This window comes from uncultured Exiguobacterium sp., from assembly GCF_964277885.1.
GTDB lineage: Bacteria > Bacillota > Bacilli > Exiguobacteriales > Exiguobacteriaceae > Exiguobacterium_A.
On the sequence record NZ_CAXYJR010000005.1, the window covers coordinates 1,280,808 to 1,300,222 of the forward strand.

Sequence of the window (19,415 nt, forward strand, 5' to 3'; positions counted from 1 at the left end):
TTGCTCATGGAGCAGGGGCTTCGTCGCATAATGTCCGCATCAATTGGTTGCGTGGTGTCGTCGCGAGTCCCCAGTCGCAGATCGCATCGAGTAAGGGAATCAAGGAAACACCTTTCTCGCTCAAGGCATACTCGACGCGAGGTGGAATTTCCGGATAGACGGTTCGCGTAATCAAGCCATCTTGTTCGAGTTGCTTCAGTTGCTGTGTCAGCGTCTTCGGTGAGACGTCCTGGATATAACGCTCGAGTGTATTAAACCGTACCGCACCTTCTTCATGCAGCTCGTACAAGATCATCACTTTCCACTTGCCTTGAATCTGACGTATCGTTGCATCGAACTCATTTAAATACGGCATACCGTTCCCTCCCTTACCACAAGGTAACCGACTGACCTAAAAGTGCGTACTTCTCGGAATGGTTTCCCTCTGTTATCTTCAATCTATCATATCAAATAAGGAGACGATATCATGAAAACAGGATTCATTGCCATCACAGGTGCTACGTCGGGAATCGGGCATGCGATTGCTCAAACGTTCATTCAGAAAGGGTACCGTGTCTTATTGCTCGGACGACGGATCGATCGTCTGGCGAGCCTTGCTTCAGACAATGTCATGATCCGCCAAGTCGCTGCAACCGATCGAGCAGCCCTCGATGCTGCTATAGCAGACGCGACGGAAGCGTTCGGACCGGTCGAAGCCATCATCAACAATGCAGGTCGGATGTTACTCGGTCAAATCGAAACACAAGACGCGGAAGAATGGGAAAAGATGTTTGATGTCAACGCGCTCGGTGTCTTACATGGCATACAAGCCGTCCTTCCCTCGATGGTGAAGCGGAAGACCGGTACGATCATCAATATCAGCTCGATTGCTGGTAAAAAGACGTTCGCAGACCACGCCGCGTACGTCGGAACAAAGTTCGCCGTCCATGCGATGAGTGAGAACGTTCGGAGCGAAGTCGCGTCCCATGGCGTTCGTGTCATGACGATCGCACCAGGGGTCGTCGAGACGGAATTACTTGGTCATACGACAAGTGACGTCATTAAAGACGGCTATAACGAATGGAAACAGTCGATCGACGGTGGACTTGATCCGCAAGTCGTCGCGGATACTGTCTTATTCGCCTTCGAGCAACCACAACATGTCAATATCCGAGAAATCGTCTTAGCTCCGACGAAGCAACTCGATTGACGAATAATAGACCGAAGCGCTCGGAAGTAATTATTCTTCCAAGTACTTCGGTCTATTTCATTCAAGCGTTATTTTGCGAAACGACTCTGTTCAATCGCCTGAAAGATTGATTGATAAACTTGTAGTTGTTCCGAACGATTCGGTCGTTCGATCCCCTCACCAAACAACCAGATCGTCTCTTGTGTACCATCATAGAACATACCAGCCGCAAACGTCGGATTCGATACCGAAATGCCCTCCTCATAGGAGAGGTTGGGATCAAGAAACGGTTCGACTGATTTTTGGGAGCCGATAAAGAAGAACGGAATACGCGCCTTCCGGTAGACAGTAGCATACTTTCGTTCTGCTGCTTCTTCGAGATAGCTCGGCATGATCATGACGGCATCATATCGTTGGGTAATTTCTTCAGATATCATCGCTCGCAGTTCAATCTCATGAAATCGAGGTTCACCTTGAAGTACCGGAGCATGACCTACGACAGCGATGTCGAGGTCGACGGATTTCGCAGCCGGTGTTACCGATGGTTTTTGAAGTAGACATACAGTAAAGAGAATACTTAAAGCAATTAAGGTCATGACGGTTTTCTGTCTCATCTGATCCTCCATGATTTCCTCATATTAGGTGTGTGACCTAGTACCTTTATACCATAGAAAAGAGCGGATATTTTTTTTGTAAAAAAAGGGGAATCACAGGAATAAAGTATCACAATTCATACAAAAAAAGACTCCCTAAACGGAGTCTTTTTTACTTTTCAGTATCAATTTTCGAAGCTTTACGCGCAATGACGACAATAAAGACGATGGCACCGACAGGAATCACGAGCGGCATCCAGTCGAGGATATACTGTGCGTTCATCGTATCCCCCCTTACCTAGCAAGCTATAAGCGTAGCATATGCCAATTGCTGGAGAGTTGCAAGTCACAGTCGGGGCAGGAGTGCGTTAGTGATCGAATAATAGATTAAAATGCTCGTCGAGAGTGTATAGCTGATGAAGAGAAGTGGCGTGAATTTAGGTTTCATGCGCCGTTCAATCAGGCGTAACGAACCGATGGTGACAACGAGAGCGATGATCGGGCTAAAGCCGAACACGACGATATCCAATGATGTCACGACATCTTCAGGAAACACGAGATGAAAGACAAAAAGTGAGAATAAGTACCAAGATGTATAGGATAGACAAACGAAGGAAAGAAAAGCAGCTAACTTTCGTTTCCCGTTTTGTTGACTTTTTTCCATCTGTTGCATGTCGTTCCTCCTACATAAGTATCAGATACTTTTAATAGTAACTGGAACTTATCGCTTAAAATATTCAAATATGAATATCCGACAAAAAACGACAAAAATTTAATGGAGATATGAAAAAAAGCAAGATCCACGGTCGCGTGAACCTTGCTGATCCTATTAGGATGAGGTCGTTTTAGCTTGATACATCGTCGCAAGACCGAGAACCTTAGTCTTAAACGCTTCACGTCTTTCACTAGGGGCGATGATTTCAGCCTGATTGCCGAACTGAATCAACCACATCATGAACCCTTCTGAGAACAGCGCGTCGACTTTGACTTCAAACCAGTCCGCGTCGAGACGGCGACAACGAATATCGGTCCCAAAACGATCAACGACGGTCGGCATCAGACTCTCCTGGAACTTCAGCGTCAACTGCTCATTTTCTCCCCCATACATGTTAAACATGTTACTAAGGTAACTTGGCTCAACTTGAACCGGTTCTTCCATCGGTTCGAATAGTTTACAGTCGACGATCCGATCAACCCGATAGGTCCGGATCTCCGCGATGCGTTCATCGCGCCCAATCAAATAATAATTTCCATTATCCATCAATAGATGAGCCGGAGAGACGAGATAATGCTCACCGTCTTTTCGTAACTCGAACTTCCGCGTCCGCTCATTGAATTTACCTTGATACTGGAAGCTGATGATTACACCATCGCTGATTGCTTTCTGAATCGTATCAATTGACCGAGACGTCATTCCTTTCGGTTTTTTGACAGTATGTAGCACGGGCTGCAGTGAATCCGCCATCTTGTCACTCGTAAGGGATTGAATCGTCTTGACGAGCGCAGCCGTTTCACTTTCTGAGATGAACTTCGCGCTAGCGATCGCATCGACGAGCAATCGGAGTTGATGATGCTCGAAGGGACGACTGACGAGATGATACGGAATAGCTAAGCCATTCTTTGTCTCCTCTGCCACGACATCAAAACCTGATTTGGCAAGTGCCGCAATATCATCCTTCAATGATTTTCGGGATAACTTCTCGATCAAACCTCGTTTCGAAAGCTCTATGCTTAATTCTTCGAGCGTCAACGTATGATCTTCATCCGACTGACGCTCAAAGATTTCTCGTACAGCAAGTAAACGGTCACGGTTCGTTAATTTTTCATTTGACACTACGCATCCTCATTTCCTAAGTCACAATGGTTTGGTTATACTTTACAGTATACATGAAAACGAAAATGAGATTAACAATAATATGGTAAATATTAAGAGATAGGAGAATTTGGATGCATTACATCGCAGAATGGAACGGTCAGCGTTTTGATTATCGAGATAGTGGAAATGGTCCAGTCATTCTTTTAATTCATGGCACGCAGTCGGATTACCGGGAAGTCTATCATGTCGAAAAATTAATTGCGGCAGGATATCGTGTCATCGTACCATCGCGTCCGGGGTACGGAAGAACACCACTTGAGCTTGCAGACAGTCCAGAAGTACTCGCTTCATTTTATGCCGGCTGGCTTGCGTCCCGTCAAATCGAGCATTATACAGTGTATGGCATCTCAGCCGGTGGACCGACGGCCATCGCGCTTGCTGGAATGGATACAGGCGTTCATGCCCTCGTCCTAGCGTGTGCGATGACGCATCGGATTTCGCTTCCATACCATCGCCTACTCGCCCAACCGGTTTTGCAACGTCCTTTGCAGTTCATTCAATGGGGACTTTGGACGTATGTGAAGGATAAGATTCGGAAGTTTCCTGAAGAAGCAGCAGTCCGGATGGTCGAGATGACGAGTCTCTTACCACGCGAAACGATCCGTACCCATATTAGCGAGACGGATGCTTCGTTGTTGTACGAGGTTGGTCTTCAAAACGGTCCGGGACGGGGCGTATTGTTCGACATCACGCAAGACTTAGGACGAGAGCGACTCGAAGCGGTCACGTGTCCGGTATTGATCGTCCATTCGAAGTCAGACCGTGCTGTGCCGTTCGAACATGCGGAACACGCACGACGGAATATTCCTCACGCGCAGTTCATCGAATCAAAGAGTCCCGGTCATCTCATCTGGATTGGTCCGTCCGCGCGTCGGGATGAACGCATGATTGAACGATTCATCGCATTCAATCAGATGACTTGAAGCCGAAGTCGCATCTTCAACTTTTCGTCGTCCTCCTCGATCGCGACCAGTCCCCGGTTCGTCAATTCACCGATGGCACGACGTGTCCGGTCTTGGTTGAGGCGGGCGCAGCGTGCAATCTCGGCGATTCCCATTCGGCACGATAATTGATTGGCCTTAATCTTTGATGAAGGCTTCGCGACGGAACGTTGCAAAAGTCGCCAAAAGACGTGACGGGCATCTTCTGATAAAGCATAGGCATTTTTCTCGATCACCGGTGGCATGTAGCGAACATCTTCTCGAATCCGGCGAATCAGATAGAGACTGAGCCATTCTTCAAGTTCCGCTTGGATCCGTGAGAACTCGAACCACCAGAGCTGCTCGAGTGCCTCCTCTTCTTTCGTCGCCAGTTGCCAGCTGACAGGAATCTCATCAAACTCTTCATCAAGCCAATCTTCGTAATCGAGCGCCGTCTCATATAAAACCTGTGACGGAATTTGTTCGAGTGACGTCCGATGTTTATAGATATCAAAGCTCATCCGCCGAAAATGTTCGACGGATGCAGCCACTTGGCTCAAATGAATCAATTGTTTCGTAATAAGGCGCGCTAGTCCATCCATCTCAAGATGGATGGCATATAAGTGTTTTTCTAGCGCTATGAGCGTACTTCTCTCCATTCGACCGTTCCTCCCCCTAGTTGTTTTTCGTCTTCTTGTCTTTTTCCGCAAATCTCCCATTCAAAACCAATTGTGAGCATATCGGTGTATTGACAGTGAAGTTTGGAATAGAATAAAACAATCGAATTCAAAAGGAGATGCACGATATGTATACGATTTTTGGTAGCTCACGAAAAGGAAACAGTGAATGGCTCGGGGAACAAGCGTTGAAAGGAATCCCTCATGTTGCTGTTGATTTGGCAAACGTCTCGATTCAGCCGATCGAAGACCGCCGTCATCACGGTGGCTTTTTGCCGATTGGCGATGACTATCGCCGAATCGTCGAAAAGATGCTTGAACACGATGACATCCTGTTCATCACTCCGATTTACTGGTACTCGATGTCGACGAAGATGAAATTATTCATCGACCGATTCAGCGAGTCACTGCGCGACGAAGAACTTGACTTCAAAAGCCGGATGGCGGGGAAACGATTCCACTTGATTGCGGTCGGAGGAGATAATCCACGCGTCAAAGGACAAGCGCTCGTCAAGCAGTTTGAGCATATCGCATCATTCCTTGGCGCAACGCTTGAAACAGCGATTCTTGCCGAAGGGAATGCACCAGGTGAGGTCGAGCACGATAAAGAAGCGATTGCGGCAATCGAGGCGTTTCGTGAAAAAATGGCAGGAGCACGTGTTTAAGCATTGTTTGTGAAGGGAAATAACTGAAGCAGAGCGCACGACTATCTAGCGTACGACTCAATTCAGGAGGTGGTCAGCCATGTTCGTATCTAAAAAACGATCGAATCGCAAGTGGAAACAACTGACTTCACGCCAGCATATCCTTCATTTGGAACATCTGTATCAATCACGAGAAGAGACGATTGTTCGTGATCGCCTTTCCTTACAACACATCATGGAACGCGCCGTCCGGACAGGACAGACGGTCCATGTCCGCTTGAAACAACTCGATACGGTATCTGGTTCGATCCAAGCGATTTTTCATGATCGCGGAACGATCGAACTCGTCACATCGACAGGTATGCGCCGGATGGTGCGAGCGTCGGACGTCATCGACATTGAGTGGAAGACAACCTAACAGCATTCAACCCCTTCTCGATTAGAGGAGGGGTTTTGGTTTACATGAGCCCTTTACCACCGAGTGGGTGGTCTTCGAGCACACGTTCAACATGCTTGAGCAACGGGCGTGCTTGTTCAATCAACTGTCGTGTCACCGGTAACGCTAAGGACGCATGGTGGGCACCGGCATCCGTCCAAATTTCGCGGACATGCAAGACATCCGGCTCGTCAGAACTACTGATGATGTAGTGAAGACAACTCGGATGAGTCGCAAGAGAAGCCGCAGCTTCAAGCAACAGGGCAATGACGTTGTCGCGTTGTCCGGATTGAGTCGTAAACGTCGTCCATAATCCGTACATCAAGAAGTACTTAACGGACGGACTTCTGCGCGCCACCCGTATGATTCCCCTTCTGCGACTTGAGTCGTCGGATGAAGAGAAGCCAGTTCCATCGCTTGATCCAAATCACGTGCTTCAAAGACGATCAAACTGCCGATTTGCTCCCCATGCGAGCGATCCGGTTCATCATTCGTCTGCACAACACCATCTCGCCAGTAGAATGCATGAGTTGTTAAACCGGGATACCAGTCTGATAAGACGTTGACTCGCTCATTGAACGTATTCATCAATTCATCACAACGGGACATCAAGGTGTCAATTTCTTCCTTCGATAAGGCATCCATCCGTTCTGCGTCATAATAACCGGTATATAAGAATTGCATCGTCTTTCCTCCTCTCCACTTTCCCATTCCCTTCCAAGAGAAGGCTAAACAAAAACCTCCTGGCTCTAGACTGAGAAACAGGAGGCTTACGTATCATTCATCTTTTAACTTTACGTTTTGGTCCGCGGGTAACGTCGTCGTCGTTTCCTCATCTTCGAGTTTCGGAACACCGGCACCGTAATCGGTTGCTTCATCCGTCACGTAAGACGCCGCAAACGCTGGATTCAGTAAATCGGACTTCGAACCGACGATGACGATCCGACCGTGCCGGACTTCATCTTCTAAGTCCTCGGCGACATCTTTTGTCATGCCGAGCTCAGACAACTGCGCAATCCGGTCATTTCGGTTACTGCGGACGGCTGACAGTAATGTCTCGAAGAACGACTTCTTCGTCACACGATACGGTAACGTCTGCGTATCATTTGCGATGCGTTCCGCGAGTTCTTCGTCTTTCGCAAAGATGTAAATCTGTTTATTCGAATAGCCACTTGATTTGAGGCTCGTCACTTCTGCGTCGACAGCGGTCATGTTTCGCACGATGCGTGTTTCAAGCATAAAAATCCCTCTCCTTCATGCAGCAAGCTGCTGATAAGAAGTTATACCCGAAACATAATAGTTGAAACCTGAAATTGAAAAATGAATCAAGCGGCAGTCTGGATTGAAGACGCACGCCGTTTTTGCCAAATCGTAAACAACGCAATCAAAACAATCAAAATGACTTGCGGTACGAGCGTTTCAAGCGTCGGATAGAAGCCAATCCAGCCGGCGGTTGCAAGACCATTGATTGGATGGATCGGTAAAACGTTCGTCAGTTGCAACGCATGTAGACTCGTACCAAGAATCTTGAACGCCATCAGATAAATCAACCACGATGCAACTTGGAACAGACGATGAATCGGTAAACGGACACCGATCTGAATGACCGCATACGAGACGAGTCCGATGATGACGATTGCGAGGCCAATCCCGGACAACAAAGCAGTTTTCGTCATCGCTGGTGCCATTCCGATATAGAACAACAATGTCTCGGCGCCTTCTCGGAAGATCGTCAAAAAGCTGACAAAGAACAAGGACGTCGTCGAAAGCGTCGATAAAAAGTGTTTCCGCTTCGCGACGGCGCTTTTCGAGTGCAACCAGTAGCCGACGAACAACATGACGACGACCGCAACGATTCCTGTGTAGCCTTCGATTTGTTCACGACCTGTCGCTGCAAACGAGGCCTGAAAGACGGTCTGGAGGATGAGCGCCAACAGACCGCTTGCAATCAGACCAAGCCCTGCGCCTGCCCAAACCTTCCCTTCTTGTTTTGAACGGCTTTTCCTTGCGAAAGCAACAAGCGCACTGACGATCAATAACGCTTCGAGACCTTCCCGTAGCATGACGAGCATTGCATCAACGAACGTATAATGCGTCTTCGTTTGTAATTGTGCGATAGCATTCTCAAACGACTGGAGTTCTTGTGCCGTTGTTTGTCGATTTTCAGGCGTCAGCCGAGCAAGTAAGAGTGGTACATCTGATTCAAGCTGGGAATAGAGACCCTCATTACGTGTCCGGACCTCACCTTCCGCTCGCGGCCATGTCTTGAGGAACTCTTCAAGGGCTTCTTTCGCCTCCTGAAGATCATTTTCCTCAAGTGCGATTTGCGCCTTTTCAAGCGGTGTCAGCAGTGACTGCAGTCCTGTTTTCTTCGTTTTGACCTGTTCTCCGTCGAGGAACGACTGGACCGCCGTGTCGAACTGATCAAGTGCGGCTTTCCATTCCTTCGTATCCGCGGAATCACGAGCCGCTGCGATTCGGATCGACGCAAGTGCCATCTCGATGTTGCCATAGTGACCGACACTGTCATTCCGGACAAGACTCTCGTGCGTCGCCCAAGCGGTCAACAATCGTTGCTCCGCTGCCGGACGGTCGCTCGCCTTGACCTGACGCATTTCTTCAGTCAGCACAAGTAGTTGTTTCACTTTTGCTTTTGCAACCGGATCCGTCTTCGGTTGCGTTGCTTCTTCCTGCTTCCGGACGGCAGCAGAGAGTGCCGTCAGTTGCTCACGGACTTCCGGAAACGCTTCTGACCGTTTCGCATCGACCTGTTTGACAGCTTTCGTGATTGCCACTAGCTGGTCAGGTAAGTCATTGGATGCTTGATTCAGTTCATCAATCGCTTGATTCAGTGCTGCTCGATCTTCACTTGAGACGGCAGACAGCGCTTGTCCGATCGCGACATACAAATCATCCGTCGAAGCAGCATGGACAGGTAGCGCGTGTTGACCGGCTACAAGGAGTACAAGGAATAAAACAAGATTACGCAAATAACGCATCACCGATGTAGCCTCCTTTCGAGATTCCACCGAAGCAGGCGAAGATAGCACTACCACGGTGCGTAATGTATTCATTCAGTCGATCCTGTGCGGCAAGACGACGCTGAATCTCGATGAATTGTTTTGGCGAGCGCTGATACGATAAAAAGAGTAGTCCAGCGTCGAGGGCACCCGTTTTTTCATCGATGCCGTCCTGATACGAATAGGAACGGCGTAAAATCGCTGTTTTTCCGTCTCCATGGGCGACAGCCGTGTGCGAGTCAACGGGTAGAGCGGCTTCGCCCCGTTCTCTGCGTTTCGATGGTGTGACGGAAGCGAACTCGTCTGTAGAGCCGAGTGGTGCCCCAGAAGCACGCTCGCGCCCGAAGGTCCGTTCTTGCTCCTTCAAAATCGTCCGGTCCCAGACTTCAAGATGCATCTGGATACGACGGACGACGAGGAATGAGCCGTTCGTCAACCACGGCGTTCCGTCTTGCCACTGACAAAAGAGCGCTTCTTTCCGGACCTGCTTCTTCGAGACGTCAGGATTTCCCGTACCGTCCTTGAAACCGAATAGATTACGCGGTGTCCCACCAGAGGCATCTGCTGCTTTACTGCGCTGGAAACCAGCTTGGGACCAACGCATCGCGACCGTTCCGCGACCGACACGGACGAGGTTACGGATTGCATGGAAGACGACTTGCGCATCATCACCGCACACTTGGACGACGAGGTCGCCTCCGCTCCATTTTTCATCCAAACGATCGAGATCGAACGTCGGCAACTCTTTAAGGGCATCCGGTCGTTTATGGCGGATGCCGAAGCGACCATCAAACAGACTCGGACCGCATCCGAACGTAAACGTCAAGTGACTGGCCGATAAACCATCCGCTTCCCCCGTATCTTCCGGTGGGACATAACGCGACTCAGAGTCGCCATATGGTAACCCAGCAGCAAGTCTTGCACATAACCGGGTCCAGCGTTTCAATAAATCAACCAGTTCATCTCGTCGCTCCGTCTTGATATCAAACGCTACGACTTGGACGTGATTTTGCGGTGGCGTCAGAATTCCTGCTTGGTACGTCCCGTAGAACGGCTCTTGATCGCTCGCTTCCACAGTCAAAGTCCGCGGAAGAAACTTCTCAAGACCACTGGCATACAGGGCGGCTCCGAGACTCGTCAAGCCTGCGACCTTCAGGACGTCACGCCGCGTGACGCCTTCTTGGATTGGTTTCATGCTTATCCCTCCAGTACGATGCCCATCTTCGAGAGCGGTTCTGCGAGTTCATTGATAGCGACACTCATCTGCTTGACGTCTTGTTTCGAGAGACTCGTATAGAGAACGTAGCCGTCACCCTTTTTCTTTTCGTCAAGTAACGCGTGGACATCCTTGAAGCGAGCCGCAATCTCTTTTGATAACGCCGCATCTTGTTTTTTCAGCGCCGGGTTCAACAGTTCGTAGATCTTTTCAGCACCTTCGACGTTTGCCGCAAAGTCATATAAGTCCGTATGCGAATAACGGTCTTCTTCCCCTGTCACTTTTGACGTCGAGACCTCGTTTAACAGATCGGTCGCCCCCGTGACGAGTAATTCTGGTGTCACTTCGACCGTCTCGACCTTCGCCCGCAGTAAGTGGACGTCCTTCATCAATTGTTTCGCGTACGCTTCATAACCTTTTGTCGTGCCCTTTTCGAATAATCCTTGCTCGATCCGGTGGTAGCCACCCCACTCCGACGCTTTAACATCGCCAGCCCGGGCATCAATCTTCGGATCAAGATCACCGAACACTTCGGCGATTGGTTCTGCGCGTTCGTAATACATCCGCGTCGGGGCATACAACGCTTTCGCTTCTTCGAGTTTGCCTGCTTGAACGGCATTGGTGAATTTTTCCGTCTCACGGACGAACATATCGATTTCATTGATTGCATACGTCCGGTAATCGGTGACGACCTGATCGAAATTCTCTTTTTTCGGTGCTGGTTTCTCCGCTTGTTTGGCTTCACTGCAACCTGCTAAGACGATTGCAAGTGCGCCTGTCATCAATAATGCTTGTTTCATCTATGGTTCCCCCTGTGAATGATTAAGTCAGTTCCTTATCCAGTATAGACGACAATGATAATCGTTATCAATAAAAATTTTTGTGCAATAAAAAAAGCTTGAACCGGTTCACTTCAACCGATTCAAGCGCTATATCAGGCTTGTTCTTTTCGTTTCTTGAAATAGGTCCGTGAAATAATGAACGTGACGATCCCGAAACCAATGAAGACGAACGCTTTTTGGAACAAGCTCAGGAACGACAAATCGAATAACAAGAGTTTGACGGCACTGATCGTCAGTAGCAACAATCCGGACAAACGCCACGTCGATGACGTCCGCATACGACCAATCGCGACGAGCACGAGTGCGAGAACGATATAAGCAGCTGACAACGTCGTGCTACGCGCCGTTTCCTCAAGACCACGATAAAACGGTAACTCCATGATGATTAACGTATAGGTCGTAAAGACACCGATCGCAGCTAGAAGTAAGACAAATTGCCACGACCCTTTCCAGACCGGATCATGATGCGTCTGAACGAGGAGTAAGACGAACGCCGTCGAAGCTAGGACCATCGCGAGAACAGTCATGGCGTAGGACAGACCTAGGTTTTGATAGGATTCATAATCAACGACGGCTGAAAAGATGAAGACGACATATAATCCGACGTTAAATAACCATTGATGCGGCATTCGCGCCCGCGGAACGAACCAAAATGCGGCGATCAACCCGGCAATCAAGAAATAGCGCAGTTGATACGTCCAACTGAGGGCATCGGCCGGAATCAAGAGGACGGCGACGATTAGAGCAAGATGACCAACACCGTTTTGAGCGGTATCCTTCAATCGTTCAGCGAACACATAAGCAATACCTGCGAACAGAATTGCGACAAGCGCTCCAAACGACCAATCGAGGATCAGTAACGTCAGTAAGACGACACCACCAGCAAGCCAGCTTGGAACGTTTTTATGGAATTGAATGCGGCGACCGACGAAGGAAGTTGCACCGTAACCAAAAAGTGCCGCAAGCAAGACCGACCATTCATCGAGTCGTTGCGCATCGTTGTCATAGTCGTACCAAGAGAGGGTTAACGAAAGCAATCCAAATGCGAGTGCGATTGTAAAGATCGCCCAAGCGAAGACGAAAGCTTTTTTGACCTTCAGTCGGTCAACGGCAAAGAAGATCATTGCGAAGAGGACGACTTCGTACAATAAGAAGAGCGGCAAGTTCGGATCTTCCGATAATTGTAGATACGGTAATAAGAAACCAGTGATGGAAACAAGGACGAGCAAAGCTTGCGATCGCATCCAGAGCATCAGACCATAGGCGATGAAGACGACGACGAGCTCAAGTAAGAAGGCTAAAGACGGTGGATAGAATTGATATAAGGCCATCCCGGCGAATAGTGCCGCCAAAGCGACGATCGTCCCGGTTGCGACGAGTCCGATTCCGAGCTCACGTCGTTTCTTCTCATACTGGTATTCTCCGAGGGCGATGACGAGCAGACCGATCAAGACCCCGCTTCCGATCCGGACAGGCGGACTGATCAATCCGGCAACGGAGGCGTAGGAGAAGAGGAACAAAGCGCCAAGTGCGGCGAATATCGCTCCGATCCGGGGTAACCAAACGGTTGCGATGACCTGTTCCCAATCTTCGCGGGAGCGTTTTTCCTTAAATGTCGGTTGAGGTACAACTGACTTGCGTTTCGTATAGGCAGGACGCGGGGCTGGACGAGCAACCGTGCTCACTTCCGGTTCATCCGATTGAGATGCGACAGGTGAAGTGTGCTGTCCTTCGAGGACGGCGACTCGTTGGCGTAATGCCGCGACTTCCTGTTCGAGACGCGTGATCCGTGGATCTTCCATCTCTTCACTTCCTTTCATCGATAGTTTGTCATACTTTTACACACCTAGCAGGTGAACTCCTTCATTTTACAATAGATTTCGCAGTCATATGCCTGGAAATGACAAAAATCCGGTCGCATAGAAGCGACCGGATGAGGGTTTAACGAACAGATAATGCATATTGTCCCGTTTTATTGAAAACCGATGTGAACTGTGAGCGACTGACACTGTACTTTCCACGGTATGGGTCCGAGACATAGAACGCACCGCTTGAGACGCCTGTCACGAGCATGACGTGATAATTACGGTAGCCTGTAAATGTTTTACCGTCCGGTTTGATCCAAGAGAAGTAGCCGTATGGATTCTTGAAATCGACCGTTGCCCAGACGATGACCGGGTTTCCGCTACGGATTTCACTTTCAATCTTCGAAACCCCTTGTTTTGAGATATCGACCGCACCACTGCGATATTTTTTCGCAAGTGGAAGGATTCCTTTCGGATAGATGCCCCAGTTCTTGTAGTAGTCGAGCGTACCGGCTGGGTTCCCCGTAAACATCTTTTGTGGATCTGCCCAGTAATATTTCCCGTTCTTATACGTTGCATTTTTCATACTTTTTGGCATCTGCTTATAGAGTGACGCAGCAGAAACGGCTTTTTTCTTGTATTCGAGTGCCATTTTTAGTGAAACGAACTCACAGCCTGACGGATACCCGAGTGAAAATTGGTTGTAGTATGGAACGTTCAACTTCTTTGTCGAAGTTGATGGTTTTGACTTCGAGACGTACTGCGTCGAGATATAACGGTAGCTTCCCTTATAAAGAATTCGTGTCCAACTGCCCGATGTCCCGTATGTCGCAACGGCAACGCCCTTGTTCAGCTGTCCTACGACCTTATACTTCGAACCAGCGCCTGTCCGGACGTTGAGCGTTCCGACCGTCGTATACTTCGTCCCGGTCGATGTGTACTTCGACGAAGACGATTTGACGAAATCCTTGTGTATGTAGCCGGTACGGGATTTATAGCTGATTTTGTACCAGCTGCCAGACATGCCTTTTGAACTGTAGACATTTCCTTTATAAATCTTTCCGATAATCTTACTCGACGTCGATGGTTTTTCGCGAACGCGCAAGACATCCGTCGTCACGGTCAATTTCGTCGCTGCTTCAGCAATGAGCGAAGGGCTGAGTACGCCAACGAAGATGACTGCGATCAGCAGTGCAGAGAAAAAACGTTTCATGATAGACCCCCTATGATGTAATTTGGTGACTCGTTCCCCTTTTCCCAACTTTTTGAAAAAATAATCAACATTTCTTTAGAAAAATCTGAAAAATGAGTAAGGCCCTTGTTTGTTATATCAAAAAAACTCGATCATGCCTACGGGCACAGTCGAGTTGTTATCTTTCTGAAATCAAAATAAAATTTAATTTTTAATCGTTAAAATATATGGTGATGGTTGCGCAAATGCTTGTTCGAGTAAATAGGCAACGAACAATGTATCTTCTTCCTTGACTGGAAGTGGTGCATCTTCGACGATACTGCGGTAAAAAGCACGATACAGCTTGCCGTAATCACCGACAGGACTCGGAATCCGGACGTCTTGAAGATGACCATGTTCATCGTGATAGATCAAACGACCATAATCGTCTTCCGAATCCTCACCGAACCCCTCTTCTCCCGGGAAGTAGTTGGCTTTTAAATCGAGCTCTTGCCGGTCGACGTGTTGTTTGATGAACGTGCCGTTCGTTCCGTGTAACATCCACCGGGGTGCCGGGGCAAGTGCGACATGACTTGTCCGAACACTGACCTTTAGCTCCGGATAATAGAGATCGATCGCAAACGCGTCGTCTGGATTATGCGGCAGTCGAACACTGCGCACGTCAAAGGCGACCTTGTCCGGTTTTCCAAATAAGGCGATGATTTGGTCGAGCGTATGGACGCCGAGTCCGTAAAGCGCGCCATTCTCATGACGGACGTCCGCTGACGCTGCTTCCGGGCGGAATAAATCAAACTGTGAGACGACTTCGACGAGACGACCGAGTTTCCCGGAACGGATAATTTGGGCGACGACTTGGAAGTCGCTGTCGTAACGTCGGTTTTGATAAGCGAGAATCTTGACCCCTTGCGCATGTGCTTCCGCAAATAGACGCTGCGTCTCTTCTTCCGTCACCGTGAACGGTTTTTCGACGAGCACGTGCTTTTGATGTTGCAACGCGAGCAATGCGTATTCAAAATGTGTCGCCGGTGGTGTATTGATGACGACGACATCAAGTGCCGGGTCAGCGAGCATCTCAGACAGATCCGTCGTAAAACGGGCATCCGGCAGTCGATCCTGATAGGAGGCGAACAGCTCCGGTTTTTCCTTCCGATTGTAAATCCAGGTGACGTGATAGTTGTCCTCGATCATCACGTACGGTAAATGGTAACGGGTCGTACTTTTTCCAAAGCCGATGAAGCCGATATTCAATCGCATCCGATCACTCCTTGAACCGTTCTTTTTCTATTACCATACCAAACGAAACGACCGTTGTCTTGATTGAACCGCTTCAAGCCGTCGCTTCGATGCGTTCATACTCATAAATCGAGAAGCCGTCGCGTGTTCCTTGATGGACGAATCCGAAGGACGTGTAATAGGCATTGAGAAATTCGTTTGAAGCGACACAGTCGAGTCGTAGGATTTCTCCTTCATCCTCTGTCACAGCAATCGTATGCTCGAGTAGTTTCCGACCGACACCACGTCCTTTTGCGCGGTCACTGACGACGATTCGATGGATATACAGACCTTCTACATCATCCCACAAGGATTGATCCCATTCGAGCGAAGGAAGCAGGGCAACGGAACCAAGCAGCTCGTTCTGATCCTCAAAGACATACAGGCGACCGGCTTCTAAATCACGCGCGACGAGTTGCCCGATGTCTTGCTCCAAATAAGCAGACCACTGGCTACTGCCACTGGCTTTGAGGGAGAGCGCTTTTTGCTCAAGTAGGGTTGCGATGTTTCGAACGTCTTTTGATGTAGCTTGTCGTATCATGTTATTCCTCCTGTTACAAAAAATTCTTCTCTATCCTAACGAATGTACAGCGAGAAGAAAACCATTTTGCTTCAAGATTTCACGGTTGCCCATTATTTTGTGATTTTTTTCATATTCCACAATTTTATTTCAATGTAACGTATTCTTTAGGAGTGATCTGACCCCCAGTCGTCACAACGGATAAACGACCGGCTTCCCACGAGCCGGTCGTTTTTTTATAATTAGACGAGTTCAACCCAGCGACGCGACAAATTCCGTGCTTGCGCCCGGTACTCGTTGTCTTCGACGATCGGATTGCTCAGACGGGGTGCAGAATCCGCGTAATACCCACCGTTTTCGAGCGGATCGTCGGTTGTTGCGAGATAGAGTGCCGTCTTCGCACCGTATTCTGGTGTATAGAGCTTTCCGGTCCAGTATCCGACTTGGGCGACCGGCTTGAGTAACGCCTTCATCACTTTACCGTACTTGCCGCGGTAGAACAGATCCGTATTAACGATTCCTGGATGGACGCTGACAAACGTGATCCGGTCGCCGTGTTTTTCAGCCAGTTCACGCATATGAATCATTTGCAGGAGCTTCGATTCGCGGTAAGAACGCATCGGACTATAATGTTCTTTTTTGACGTGTGCGATCGCCTCAAGTTCGACGTCGGTCCGGATCAAGCCACCTTCACCGGCGAGCGATGAGATCGAGATGACGCGCGGATCATTTCCTTTCTCAAGTAACGGCAATAAGCGCTCGATCAAGTAGAAGTGACTCAAATAATTGACCTGGAATTGTGATTCAAAGCCGTCCTTCGTGATGTGATACGGCGGTACCATGACTCCGGCGTTCAGGATCAAACGGTCGATTCGACCTACCATGTCGAACAATCGATCCGCGAAACGACGGACGGAATCGAGTTGATCGAGTTGTACGATTTCAATTTCCAATTGCGTATGCGATACACCATGTTCACGTAGTAATTGTACAAGTGCCGTCGCTTTTTTCTGCGAACGGACAGTTGCGATGACACGATCTCCCCGCTCCAGTAATTCTTGAATCGTGACCATCCCCATGCCGGAGTTGGCACCCGTGACGATACAGATGTTCATTCCTTTTCCTCCTCGGTGTTCCATTTTAAACGCAAATTGTTCTGTTTCTAGTTTTCCTTTTTCTTTTCGTTTGTACACCTCGTTTTGACGATATTTTTCGAAATTTTCAAAAAGTGGCGTATACTAAAATGAGAACACGTTATCACGAAAGAGGTGGTCGGATGGAAGAAGGGACGATCTTATTCGTCGCAGGAACGTTACTATTGATTGCGATCATCACGACGAAGTTCGCCGTCCGGTTAAATGTACCGACGTTGATTCTGTTCGTCGTCGTCGGGATCGTGGCAGGGTCAGATGTCACAGGAATCATCAACTTTGGTGATTTCGAGCAAGCTCGTCTCTTTGGGACGATGGCGCTCGTCCTGATTCTGTTTGACGGTGGCTTGCACACGAAGTGGACACACTTCCGGAAAATTCTCCCCGCTGCCCTGTCGCTTGCGACCGTCGGGGTCCTTGCAACGACCGGGATCATTGCCATCGTTGCGTATCTATTGCTTGATTTTTCTTGGCCGGTCGCGCTGTTGATCGGCGCGCTCGTCGGTTCGACTGATGCGGCGGCTGTCTTTTCCCTGCTCAGTGGACGACCGGTCGATGCCAAAGTCAAACATACGCTCGAAGCGGAGTCCGGAACGAATGATCCGATGGCCGTCTTCCTGACGATCTTATTCACATCGTTTGCGTTAGCGCCGGAATCCTTCTCGATCGGTGCGGGTATTCTATCCTTCATCTACGAGATGGGACTCGGGACGATAGTTGGTCTAGCAATCGGGTATCTCGTCACGCAACTGCTGAACCGGATCGAGTTACCATCGTCCGCCTTGTATCCGACCTTACTGTTTAGCGGTGCGCTTTTCTCCTATGGTCTCGCGACGATTTTGCACGCCAGTGGGTTTCTCGCCGTCTATTTGACCGGGATCTGGATCAACAATCATGACATGATTTACCGCGAGACGCTCAAACGATTCAGTGGCAGCTTGTCGCATTTAGCAGAGATCGGCATGTTCATCATGCTCGGACTGCTCGTCTTCCCAAAACAATTGCTCGATCCCCGGACATTGTTCGTCTCGGCCGTCATCGTCTTGACGTTGATCCTGCTCGCTCGTCCACTTGCCGTCGTCTTGTCGTTGTTGCCGTTTCGGTATACGGTCAAAGAACAGAGTGTCATCACGGCAGCTGGTCTACGGGGCGCTGTTCCGATCATTCTCGCGACCTATCCGCTTTCAAGTGGTCTCGCAGAAGCGCCCCTTCTTTTCAATATCGTTTTCTTCACGGTCATGACGTCTGCCCTTTTGCAAGGAACGGCATTGCCGTGGATCGTCCGGCGAATGGGGCTTGAGACACAGCGCGACACGACGGTCGAACCGTTCCTGAAATTCATGACGGTCACTCATCCGCAAGCGGAGATTATCGAGGTCAGGGTCTCAGAAAAGAGCGTGATCGCCGGAAAGACACTTCAGGATATCGAGATGCCGCAAAATGTCCTCGTCGTCGCGATCATTCGCGAAGACGAAATCTTAACTCCGCGCGGACAGACACGTGTCTTATCAGATGATCAACTGTTGATTTTGACACCCAAACAAGCGGATCAAGACGTTCGTCGGCTGATCATGTCACTGGGTATTTGATGCGTTGTGAACACATCCTTGAATAGGATGTGTTTTTTTATTCTCGATTGGTATACTTAAAAAGGAAAATAAAGGAGGAACCGTTATGTTGAAACGATTACTTGCGGCTATTTTGACGACTACCCTCGTCTGCACCGTCCTAACGTATATCTCATATACACCTGTAGCAGAGCAGTCGCCGGATACGCTATATGATTCGTTTAGTTCGATATTATTGTTTTATGTCTTATATGCGTTCCCAATCATCTTGGTATCCGGTTTTTTACTCGACTTTATCATTGGCATGATCATCAACCGGTCATCGACGACGCTTGCCTATGTGCCGACGGTTGTCGGTTATGGGATGTACGGAATCGTGATCGCGAGTCTTCTGATTATCTTTTCGACGAAGGATGCGTTTGATCTGCCGCTCTCTTTTACGATCGCTGCTCTGACAGCAATGATCTATTACAGTCTATCCGTCGTCTTTAATCGATTGTCACAGCACGCGTAAT

22 protein-coding genes are annotated in these 19,415 nt (G+C 48.9%); 6 read left to right on the plus strand and 16 right to left on the minus strand.

The window, feature by feature from the left end; genetic code table 11:
- Positions 1 to 4: 4 nt before the first annotated feature.
- Positions 5 to 355, minus strand: a complete 351-nt coding sequence (locus ACHWTJ_RS08305; RefSeq protein ID WP_394679439.1) for a winged helix-turn-helix transcriptional regulator — start codon at positions 353 to 355, stop codon at positions 5 to 7.
- A gap of 111 nt (positions 356 to 466) precedes the next feature.
- Between ACHWTJ_RS08305 and ACHWTJ_RS08310 the strand changes: the two genes are divergently transcribed.
- The gene (locus ACHWTJ_RS08310; protein WP_394679440.1) at positions 467 to 1,189 is read left to right on the plus strand and encodes an SDR family oxidoreductase; all 723 of its coding nucleotides are present in this window, start codon (positions 467 to 469) and stop codon (positions 1,187 to 1,189) included.
- 68 nt (positions 1,190 to 1,257) lie between these two features.
- Here ACHWTJ_RS08310 and ACHWTJ_RS08315 read toward each other — a convergent pair whose 3' ends face one another.
- The 3 genes from ACHWTJ_RS08315 to ACHWTJ_RS08325 form a co-directional block, all read right to left on the minus strand.
- Positions 1,258 to 1,782, minus strand: a complete 525-nt coding sequence (locus tag ACHWTJ_RS08315) for a hypothetical protein (RefSeq protein WP_394679441.1) — start codon at positions 1,780 to 1,782, stop codon at positions 1,258 to 1,260.
- Between the two features lie 325 nt (positions 1,783 to 2,107).
- Complete coding sequence (locus ACHWTJ_RS08320) at positions 2,108 to 2,434, minus strand: hypothetical protein (RefSeq protein ID WP_294741470.1); 327 nt, start codon at positions 2,432 to 2,434, stop codon at positions 2,108 to 2,110.
- A 156-nt stretch (positions 2,435 to 2,590) separates the two neighbouring features.
- The gene (locus ACHWTJ_RS08325; protein WP_294741472.1) at positions 2,591 to 3,595 is read right to left on the minus strand and encodes a YafY family protein; all 1,005 of its coding nucleotides are present in this window, start codon (positions 3,593 to 3,595) and stop codon (positions 2,591 to 2,593) included.
- A gap of 113 nt (positions 3,596 to 3,708) precedes the next feature.
- Here ACHWTJ_RS08325 and ACHWTJ_RS08330 point away from each other — a divergent pair, with 113 nt between their 5' ends.
- The gene (locus ACHWTJ_RS08330) at positions 3,709 to 4,560 is read left to right on the plus strand and encodes an alpha/beta fold hydrolase (RefSeq protein ID WP_394679442.1); all 852 of its coding nucleotides are present in this window, start codon (positions 3,709 to 3,711) and stop codon (positions 4,558 to 4,560) included.
- Here ACHWTJ_RS08330 and ACHWTJ_RS08335 read toward each other — a convergent pair.
- The gene (locus ACHWTJ_RS08335) at positions 4,548 to 5,216 is read right to left on the minus strand and encodes a hypothetical protein (protein WP_294750813.1); all 669 of its coding nucleotides are present in this window, start codon (positions 5,214 to 5,216) and stop codon (positions 4,548 to 4,550) included. The genes ACHWTJ_RS08330 and ACHWTJ_RS08335 overlap by 13 nt on opposite strands.
- A gap of 146 nt (positions 5,217 to 5,362) precedes the next feature.
- Here ACHWTJ_RS08335 and ACHWTJ_RS08340 point away from each other — a divergent pair, with 146 nt between their 5' ends.
- Entirely contained in the window at positions 5,363 to 5,899 is a 537-nt protein-coding gene (locus tag ACHWTJ_RS08340) for a flavodoxin family protein (protein WP_394679443.1), read from the plus strand.
- A 79-nt stretch (positions 5,900 to 5,978) separates the two neighbouring features.
- A complete protein-coding gene (locus ACHWTJ_RS08345) occupies positions 5,979 to 6,296 on the plus strand; it encodes a hypothetical protein (protein WP_394679444.1) in 318 nt (105 codons plus the stop codon).
- A gap of 40 nt (positions 6,297 to 6,336) precedes the next feature.
- Here ACHWTJ_RS08345 and ACHWTJ_RS08350 read toward each other — a convergent pair whose 3' ends face one another.
- The 11 genes from ACHWTJ_RS08350 to ACHWTJ_RS08400 form a co-directional block, all read right to left on the minus strand.
- Positions 6,337 to 6,672, minus strand: a complete 336-nt coding sequence (locus tag ACHWTJ_RS08350) for a putative quinol monooxygenase (protein ID WP_394679445.1) — start codon at positions 6,670 to 6,672, stop codon at positions 6,337 to 6,339.
- Positions 6,636 to 6,998 (minus strand): YciI family protein, encoded by a 363-nt coding sequence (locus ACHWTJ_RS08355; RefSeq protein WP_394679446.1) that lies wholly within the window; start codon positions 6,996 to 6,998, stop codon positions 6,636 to 6,638. The genes ACHWTJ_RS08350 and ACHWTJ_RS08355 overlap by 37 nt, the downstream gene beginning before the upstream one ends.
- A 93-nt stretch (positions 6,999 to 7,091) precedes the next feature.
- Positions 7,092 to 7,553 (minus strand): general stress protein, encoded by a 462-nt coding sequence (locus ACHWTJ_RS08360; RefSeq protein ID WP_023468312.1) that lies wholly within the window; start codon positions 7,551 to 7,553, stop codon positions 7,092 to 7,094.
- A gap of 86 nt (positions 7,554 to 7,639) precedes the next feature.
- A complete protein-coding gene (locus ACHWTJ_RS08365) occupies positions 7,640 to 9,313 on the minus strand; it encodes an FTR1 family protein (protein WP_394679830.1) in 1,674 nt (557 codons plus the stop codon).
- Positions 9,297 to 10,529, minus strand: a complete 1,233-nt coding sequence (gene efeB / locus ACHWTJ_RS08370; RefSeq protein WP_394679447.1) for an iron uptake transporter deferrochelatase/peroxidase subunit — start codon at positions 10,527 to 10,529, stop codon at positions 9,297 to 9,299. Before efeB ends, ACHWTJ_RS08365 begins: the two co-directional genes overlap by 17 nt.
- 2 nt (positions 10,530 to 10,531) lie before the next feature.
- Positions 10,532 to 11,350 carry an iron uptake system protein EfeO gene (efeO, locus tag ACHWTJ_RS08375; RefSeq protein WP_294741483.1) on the minus strand — a complete coding sequence of 273 codons (819 nt, stop codon included), beginning with the start codon at positions 11,348 to 11,350 and terminating at the stop codon, positions 10,532 to 10,534.
- 134 nt (positions 11,351 to 11,484) lie between these two features.
- The gene (locus ACHWTJ_RS08380; RefSeq protein ID WP_394679448.1) at positions 11,485 to 13,194 is read right to left on the minus strand and encodes a DUF2339 domain-containing protein; all 1,710 of its coding nucleotides are present in this window, start codon (positions 13,192 to 13,194) and stop codon (positions 11,485 to 11,487) included.
- Between the two features lie 139 nt (positions 13,195 to 13,333).
- Complete coding sequence (locus ACHWTJ_RS08385) at positions 13,334 to 14,410, minus strand: C39 family peptidase (RefSeq protein ID WP_394679449.1); 1,077 nt, start codon at positions 14,408 to 14,410, stop codon at positions 13,334 to 13,336.
- 183 nt (positions 14,411 to 14,593) lie between these two features.
- Entirely contained in the window at positions 14,594 to 15,643 is a 1,050-nt protein-coding gene (locus ACHWTJ_RS08390; RefSeq protein ID WP_294746264.1) for an oxidoreductase, read from the minus strand.
- A gap of 73 nt (positions 15,644 to 15,716) precedes the next feature.
- On the minus strand, positions 15,717 to 16,202 hold the full coding sequence (locus ACHWTJ_RS08395; protein ID WP_294741491.1) for a GNAT family N-acetyltransferase: 486 nt from the start codon (positions 16,200 to 16,202) through the stop codon (positions 15,717 to 15,719).
- Positions 16,203 to 16,423: 221 nt separating this feature from the next.
- Positions 16,424 to 17,296, minus strand: coding sequence for an SDR family NAD(P)-dependent oxidoreductase (locus ACHWTJ_RS08400; protein WP_294741492.1), 873 nt, complete (start codon positions 17,294 to 17,296; stop codon positions 16,424 to 16,426).
- Positions 17,297 to 17,457: 161 nt separating this feature from the next.
- Here ACHWTJ_RS08400 and ACHWTJ_RS08405 point away from each other — a divergent pair, with 161 nt between their 5' ends.
- Entirely contained in the window at positions 17,458 to 18,921 is a 1,464-nt protein-coding gene (locus ACHWTJ_RS08405; protein WP_394679450.1) for a potassium/proton antiporter, read from the plus strand.
- 85 nt (positions 18,922 to 19,006) lie between these two features.
- Positions 19,007 to 19,414, plus strand: a complete 408-nt coding sequence (locus ACHWTJ_RS08410; RefSeq protein ID WP_394679451.1) for a hypothetical protein — start codon at positions 19,007 to 19,009, stop codon at positions 19,412 to 19,414.
- The last annotated feature ends 1 nt before the right edge of the window (position 19,415 follow it).

Coding starts and splice junctions, on each gene's coding strand:
- ACHWTJ_RS08305 (WP_394679439.1), bottom strand. CDS start 355: ATGCCGTATTTAAATGAGTTCGATGCAACGATACGTCAGATTCAAGGC.
- ACHWTJ_RS08310 (WP_394679440.1), top strand. CDS start 467: ATGAAAACAGGATTCATTGCCATCACAGGTGCTACGTCGGGAATCGGG.
- ACHWTJ_RS08315 (WP_394679441.1), bottom strand. CDS start 1,782: ATGAGACAGAAAACCGTCATGACCTTAATTGCTTTAAGTATTCTCTTT.
- ACHWTJ_RS08320 (WP_294741470.1), bottom strand. CDS start 2,434: ATGCAACAGATGGAAAAAAGTCAACAAAACGGGAAACGAAAGTTAGCT.
- ACHWTJ_RS08330 (WP_394679442.1), top strand. CDS start 3,709: ATGCATTACATCGCAGAATGGAACGGTCAGCGTTTTGATTATCGAGAT.
- ACHWTJ_RS08335 (WP_294750813.1), bottom strand. CDS start 5,216: ATGGAGAGAAGTACGCTCATAGCGCTAGAAAAACACTTATATGCCATC.
- ACHWTJ_RS08340 (WP_394679443.1), top strand. CDS start 5,363: ATGTATACGATTTTTGGTAGCTCACGAAAAGGAAACAGTGAATGGCTC.
- ACHWTJ_RS08345 (WP_394679444.1), top strand. CDS start 5,979: ATGTTCGTATCTAAAAAACGATCGAATCGCAAGTGGAAACAACTGACT.
- ACHWTJ_RS08355 (WP_394679446.1), bottom strand. CDS start 6,998: ATGCAATTCTTATATACCGGTTATTATGACGCAGAACGGATGGATGCC.
- ACHWTJ_RS08360 (WP_023468312.1), bottom strand. CDS start 7,553: ATGCTTGAAACACGCATCGTGCGAAACATGACCGCTGTCGACGCAGAA.
- ACHWTJ_RS08365 (WP_394679830.1), bottom strand. CDS start 9,313: ATGCGTTATTTGCGTAATCTTGTTTTATTCCTTGTACTCCTTGTAGCC.
- efeB (WP_394679447.1), bottom strand. CDS start 10,529: ATGAAACCAATCCAAGAAGGCGTCACGCGGCGTGACGTCCTGAAGGTC.
- efeO (WP_294741483.1), bottom strand. CDS start 11,350: ATGAAACAAGCATTATTGATGACAGGCGCACTTGCAATCGTCTTAGCA.
- ACHWTJ_RS08380 (WP_394679448.1), bottom strand. CDS start 13,194: ATGGAAGATCCACGGATCACGCGTCTCGAACAGGAAGTCGCGGCATTA.
- ACHWTJ_RS08385 (WP_394679449.1), bottom strand. CDS start 14,410: ATGAAACGTTTTTTCTCTGCACTGCTGATCGCAGTCATCTTCGTTGGC.
- ACHWTJ_RS08390 (WP_294746264.1), bottom strand. CDS start 15,643: ATGCGATTGAATATCGGCTTCATCGGCTTTGGAAAAAGTACGACCCGT.
- ACHWTJ_RS08395 (WP_294741491.1), bottom strand. CDS start 16,202: ATGATACGACAAGCTACATCAAAAGACGTTCGAAACATCGCAACCCTA.
- ACHWTJ_RS08400 (WP_294741492.1), bottom strand. CDS start 17,296: ATGAACATCTGTATCGTCACGGGTGCCAACTCCGGCATGGGGATGGTC.
- ACHWTJ_RS08405 (WP_394679450.1), top strand. CDS start 17,458: ATGGAAGAAGGGACGATCTTATTCGTCGCAGGAACGTTACTATTGATT.
- ACHWTJ_RS08410 (WP_394679451.1), top strand. CDS start 19,007: ATGTTGAAACGATTACTTGCGGCTATTTTGACGACTACCCTCGTCTGC.